The organism is Bradyrhizobium sp. Leo170 (assembly GCF_004296405.1).
Classification (GTDB): Bacteria; Pseudomonadota; Alphaproteobacteria; order Rhizobiales; family Xanthobacteraceae; genus Bradyrhizobium.
Genome location: NZ_PSRR01000466.1, coordinates 1 through 5,142, shown reverse-complemented (window position 1 = coordinate 5,142; position 5,142 = coordinate 1). Strand labels below are relative to the sequence as shown.

Annotated in this window: 4 protein-coding genes and 1 pseudogene; 4 read left to right on the top strand and 1 reads right to left on the bottom strand. The window is 66.9% G+C overall.

Annotation, left to right across the window (positions count from 1 at the left end):
- The first annotated feature begins 67 nt into the window (after positions 1–67).
- The 4 genes from CWO89_RS40475 to CWO89_RS40460 all read left to right on the top strand — a co-directional run bounded on the left by CWO89_RS40475 (position 68) and on the right by CWO89_RS40460 (position 3,192).
- Positions 68–910: an ABC transporter permease gene (locus CWO89_RS40475; protein ID WP_130583854.1), complete on the top strand. Its 843-nt coding sequence runs from the start codon at positions 68–70 to the stop codon at positions 908–910.
- Positions 910–1,695 (top strand): ABC transporter ATP-binding protein, encoded by a 786-nt coding sequence (locus tag CWO89_RS40470; protein WP_130583853.1) that lies wholly within the window; start codon positions 910–912, stop codon positions 1,693–1,695. Before CWO89_RS40475 ends, CWO89_RS40470 begins: the two co-directional genes overlap by 1 nt.
- Before the next feature lie 53 nt (positions 1,696–1,748).
- Positions 1,749–2,258, top strand: a complete 510-nt coding sequence (locus tag CWO89_RS40465) for an OsmC family protein (protein WP_130583852.1) — start codon at positions 1,749–1,751, stop codon at positions 2,256–2,258.
- Positions 2,259–2,433: 175 nt separating this feature from the next.
- Positions 2,434–3,192 (top strand): hypothetical protein, encoded by a 759-nt coding sequence (locus CWO89_RS40460; protein WP_245476799.1) that lies wholly within the window; start codon positions 2,434–2,436, stop codon positions 3,190–3,192.
- Positions 3,193–3,396: 204 nt separating this feature from the next.
- Here CWO89_RS40460 and mutS read toward each other — a convergent pair.
- A pseudogene (gene mutS, locus CWO89_RS40455) lies at positions 3,397–5,142 on the bottom strand (DNA mismatch repair protein MutS); the annotation flags it as partial.

Genomic DNA, 5,142 nt, shown 5'->3' with positions numbered 1-5,142 from the left:
ATCAAGGCCGGGACGACGAAAATCACCACCTTGCAATTCGGCGCGGGAAAGGGTTCTTGCCGTGGCGATGACCATTGAAGCGCCAGTGCTGGAACAACCCGACGCCGCCATGCCGCCTGCGGCGGCGCGGCTGTCGCGTTTTGTGCGGCCCGCGCTCGGGCTGCTGCTGCCGTTAGGCCTCGCCCTCGGCTGGGAGCTTGCGGTCTGGTTCGGCTATTCCAACGGCCGATTGGTGCCGCCGCCGACGAAAGTCTTCGCCACGATCATGGAACTCGCGAAAAGCGGCGAGCTGTCGCGGCACATCATCACGACGCTGTCCCGCGTTGCCGCGGGCTTTGCGCTCGGCGTCGTCGCCGGCACGCTGCTCGGCGCCGTCTCCGGCTATTGGGGCTTGGCGCGGCGGCTGCTCGATCCGACCGTGCAGGCGCTGCGCGCGATTCCCTCGATTGCCTGGGTGCCGCTGTTCATCCTCTGGCTCGGCATTTTTGAAACCTCGAAGGTGGCGCTGATCGCGGTCGGCGTGTTCTTCCCGGTCTATCTCGGCGTGATGGGCGCGATCCACTCGGTCGACCGCAAGATCGTCGAGGTCGGCCGCATCTTCCGCCTTTCGGGCCCGGCGATGATCCGCCGCATCCTTCTGCCGGCGGTCCTGCCGGCCTATGTGGTGGCGCTCCGCGTCGGCCTTGGTCTGGGCTGGATGTTCGTGGTTGCCGCCGAGTTCATGGGCGCCTCCGAGGGGCTCGGCTATCTCCTGATCGACGGCCAGCAACTCGGCAAGCCGGCGCAGATCGTCGCCGCGATCGTGATCTTCGCGATCCTCGGCAAGACCACCGACTGGCTGATCGAACTCGCCACCGCGCCGCTCTTGCGCTGGCAGGACGCTTTCGGCCGCGGGCGCGGAGCGGCCTGATGCTCGCCCTTCGTAACGTCGGCAAGACCTATCCCAACGGGGTCCATGCGCTTTCGCGCTTCTCCTCCGAGATCAAGCCGGGCGAGATCATCGCCATCATCGGCGGGTCCGGTTGCGGCAAGTCGACGCTGCTCCGTGCCATCGCCGGGCTCGATCGCGCCACGTCAGGCACGGTGACGCTCGATGGCGCCACCATCACCGCGCCGCACGCCAAGATCGGCATCATCTTCCAGGAGCCGCGGCTGCTGCCCTGGCTCAGCGTCGCCGACAATATCGGCTTCGGCCTCTCGGACCTGCCGGCCGATGCACGACGTGAAAAGGTGGCGCGCGCGCTGGCCCGTGTCGGCCTCGCCGACAAGGCCAATGCCTGGCCGCGCGAGCTTTCCGGCGGGCAGGCGCAGCGGGTCGCGATCGCGCGTGCCTTGGTGCCGCAGCCGGAGGTGCTGCTCTTGGACGAGCCGTTCTCCGCGCTCGACGCCTTCACCCGGCGCGACCTGCAGGATCATCTGCTCGACCTCTGGGCCGACACAAGGCCGACGCTGATCCTGGTGACACATGACGTCGACGAGGCCGTGGTGCTGGCGGACCGCGTGCTGGTGATGCGGCCGCGGCCGGGCCGGCTGTTCGAGGAGATCGCGATCAACCTGGCGCGGCCGCGCGACCGCAACTCGTCGCCTACAGACAATTTCAAGCGTCGCGTGCTCACCGCGCTCGACCGCTCGCTCGATCGCAACGTGCCGGACAATGAGACGAGCTCGACCGCCGGCGAAGCGATGTGGTGGTGACACCGGCGCCCCCAGGGAGTACACGGAAAGACAGAAAATCCGGGAGAACAACAATGGACGCCACCGAGCTCCGCGCGCTGCAAGCCCCGATCAAGGAACGCTACAAGACCGACCCCGCCACCGCCGTTATCACGCTGAAAGCCAAGGGCTCGATCGAGAACGAAGGCATCGCCTGCAAGGTCGAAACCGGCCGTGCGCTCGCGGTCGCCGGCCTTCATCCGGCAGCCGGCGGCTCCGGGCTGGAACTCTGCTCCGGCGACATGCTGCTCGAAGCGCTGGTCGCTTGCGCGGGCGTGACGCTGAAATCGGTCGCGACTGCGATCGAGGTGCCGCTCCGCAGCGGCAACGTGTTCGCTGAAGGCGATCTCGATTTCCGCGGCACGCTTGGCGTCGACAAGGAGGCCCCGGTTCTCTTCGCCGAGATCCGCCTGCGCTTCGAGGTCGACACCGACGCACCGCAGGACAAGCTCGACCTCCTGCTGAAGCTGACCGAGCGCTATTGCGTGGTCTACCAGACCATCAGGCACGGCCCGCAGGTCGCCGTCTCGATGAAGCGGGTGTGATGTCTCGTCGTCCCGGCCTTGAGCCGGGACCCATACCCCCTCTGCTTCTATTTTGCTTACCGCTGTTCGAACGCCTTCGCGCCACACGAAGGTCTGTGGTTATGGGCCCGGCTCAAGGCCGGGGCGACGGCCCGATGCCCCCGAATTCATCTTCCTGCTGATGCTGCTATTGCGCATGGCGATCACGGCCGCCGTTGTCGTGACCGCCTCCGTCATCACCGAGCGTTCAGGGCCGGTGATCGGCGCGCTGGTGGCAACCTTGCCGATCTCGGCGGGACCGTCCTATGTCTTCCTCGCGCTTGACCATGATGCGGCCTTCATCGCCGAGGGTGCGCTCGCGAGCCTGCCGATCAATGCGGCGACGATCTATCTCGGATTGACCTATGTCGTGCTGGCACAGCGCCACAGTGCGTTGCTCAGCACGGCCGCAGCCGTCGCGGTATGGATTATACTCGCGTCCATCTTCTGCCAGTTCCACTGGACGCTCGCCGCCGGGCTGATCATGAACGTCATCACCTTTGCGATCTGCGTGCCGCTGTTGCAGCGCTATCGCCATGTGAAGAAGATGCCGCTGATCACCCGCCGCTGGTACGACATACCCCTGCGCGCCTCGCTGGTCGCGACGTTGGTGGCGGTCGTGGTGACGTCCTCGGGCTGGGTCGGCCCGCGGGTCAGCGGCATCATCGCGTTGTTTCCGGTGGTCTTCACCTCGATGATGCTGATCCTGCATCCGCGCATCGGCGGCCCGCCGACGGCAGCCGTGATTGCCAACGGCGCCTGGGGCCTGATGGGATTTGGAATTGCGATCGCGGTGCTGCATGTCGCCGCGCTGCAGTTCGGTTCGGCGATCGGCTTGAGTCTGGCGCTCGCCACCTGCGTGACCTGGAATCTCGGCCTGTGGTGGCATGGGCGGCGACGAATGCGTCGAACTTAGATCCTCATGGTGAGGAGCGCGTAGCGCGTCTCGAACCATGAGGCCCCGATCGCGCCCCTGGCCCATCCCTCGAGACGCCGCCTCGCGGCTCCTCGGGATGAGGAGACGCGTAGGGTGGGCAAAGGCGCTCTTGCGCCGTGCCCACCATCCACGTTCTGCCCGCGATGGTGGGCACGCTGCGCTTTACCCACCCTACGGCAGGGTCTACTGCTTCGGCAGTTTTGCCCTCAGCGCGTAGAGCGCTTCCAGCGCCTCGCGTGGCGACATCTCGTCGGGGTGCAGCGCTTTCACCGCCTCCACCAGAAGCTCTGCCTCGCTCGGCGGTGCTGCTTCCGCGGCGGCGCGGGAGGGGACGGCGAACAGCGGGAGGTCATCGACCAAAGCGCGCGCGGTCTGGCCGCGGTCCTGCGCCTCCAGTTTCGCCAGCACGGATTTCGCCCGGGTGATCACCGCTGGCGGCAATCCTGCGAGCTTTGCCACCTGGATGCCGTAGGAACGATCCGCCGAGCCTGGCAGCACCTCGTGCAGGAACACGACATTGCCCTGCCATTCCTTCACCCGCACCGTGGCGTTGAACAGTCGCGGCAGTCTCGCCGACAGCGCGGTGAGCTCGTGATAATGCGTCGCGAACAACGTGCGGCAGCGGTTGTTCTCATGCAGATGCTCGATCGCGGCCCAGGCGATCGAGAGGCCGTCGAAGGTCGCCGTGCCACGGCCGATCTCGTCGAGGATCACCAGCGAGCGTTCGCTCGCCTGGTTGAGGATCGCCGCCGTCTCGACCATCTCGACCATGAAGGTCGAGCGTCCCCGCGCGAGGTCATCAGCCGCGCCGACGCGGGAGAACAGGCGGTCTATAATGCCAATCCGCGCCCGCGACGCCGGCACATAGCTTCCGATCTGCGCCAGCAGCGCGATCAGCGCATTCTGGCGCAGGAAGGTCGATTTGCCGGCCATGTTCGGACCGGTGAGGAGCCAGAGCTGTCCGGATTTCTGCGCCGGCCCCGGTGAGAGGTCGCAAGCGTTGGCGATGAACGGCTGGCCATCGCGCTTCAAGGCCTGCTCGACCACCGGATGGCGGCCGCCTTCGATCGCAAAGCCTAGGGAATGCTCGACCTCGGGCCGCACGTAGTTCTCGTCGACCGCAAGCTTCGCCAGCGCGGTTGCGACATCGAGCAGCGCGAAGGCGTGCGCGGCGGCGCGCAGATCGTCGCTTGCGGCAAGCGCCATGGCGCTGAGCCGGTCGAAGATCTCGAGCTCGAGATTGAGCGAGCGGTCGCCGGCATTGGCGATCTTGGCTTCGATCTCGCCGAGTTCTGACGTGGTGAAACGGACCTGGCCGGCGAGCGTCTGGCGATGGATGAAGGTCGCGTTCAAGGGCGGCGTCATCAGTTTGTCGCCGTGCTGCGCGGTCACCTCGACGAAATAGCCGAGCACATTGTTGTGCCGGATCTTGAGCGCCTTGACGGAGGTCACCTCGGCGTAGCGCGCCTGCATCGAAGCAACGACAAGGCGTGAGGCATCGCGCAGGTTTCGGCTTTCGTCCAGCGCAGCCTCATAACCTTCGCGGACGAAACCGCCGTCGCGCTTGATCAGCGGCAATTGCTCGGCGAGCGCGCGCTCGAATTCATGCGCCAGGTCCCGCGAGGGACGGCGCAGCGCCTCCATCACGGCCACGATTTCCGCCGGCGCTGATCGAGCTGCGCCAGCCGCACCAAGGCCTGATCGGCGGCCAGGATGCCGTCGCGGAGCCCTGCGAGATCGCGCGGGCCGCCGCGGCCGACCGATAGCCGCGCCAACGCGCGGGACATGTCGGGCGCCGCGCGCAGCACGCTGCGGATATCCTCGCGCGCGGCACTATCCGCGACGAAGGCCGAGCTCGCATCGAGCCGCCGCGTGATCGCAGCGCTGTCAGTGAGCGGCGCCGCGAGCCGCTGCGCCAACAGGCGCGAG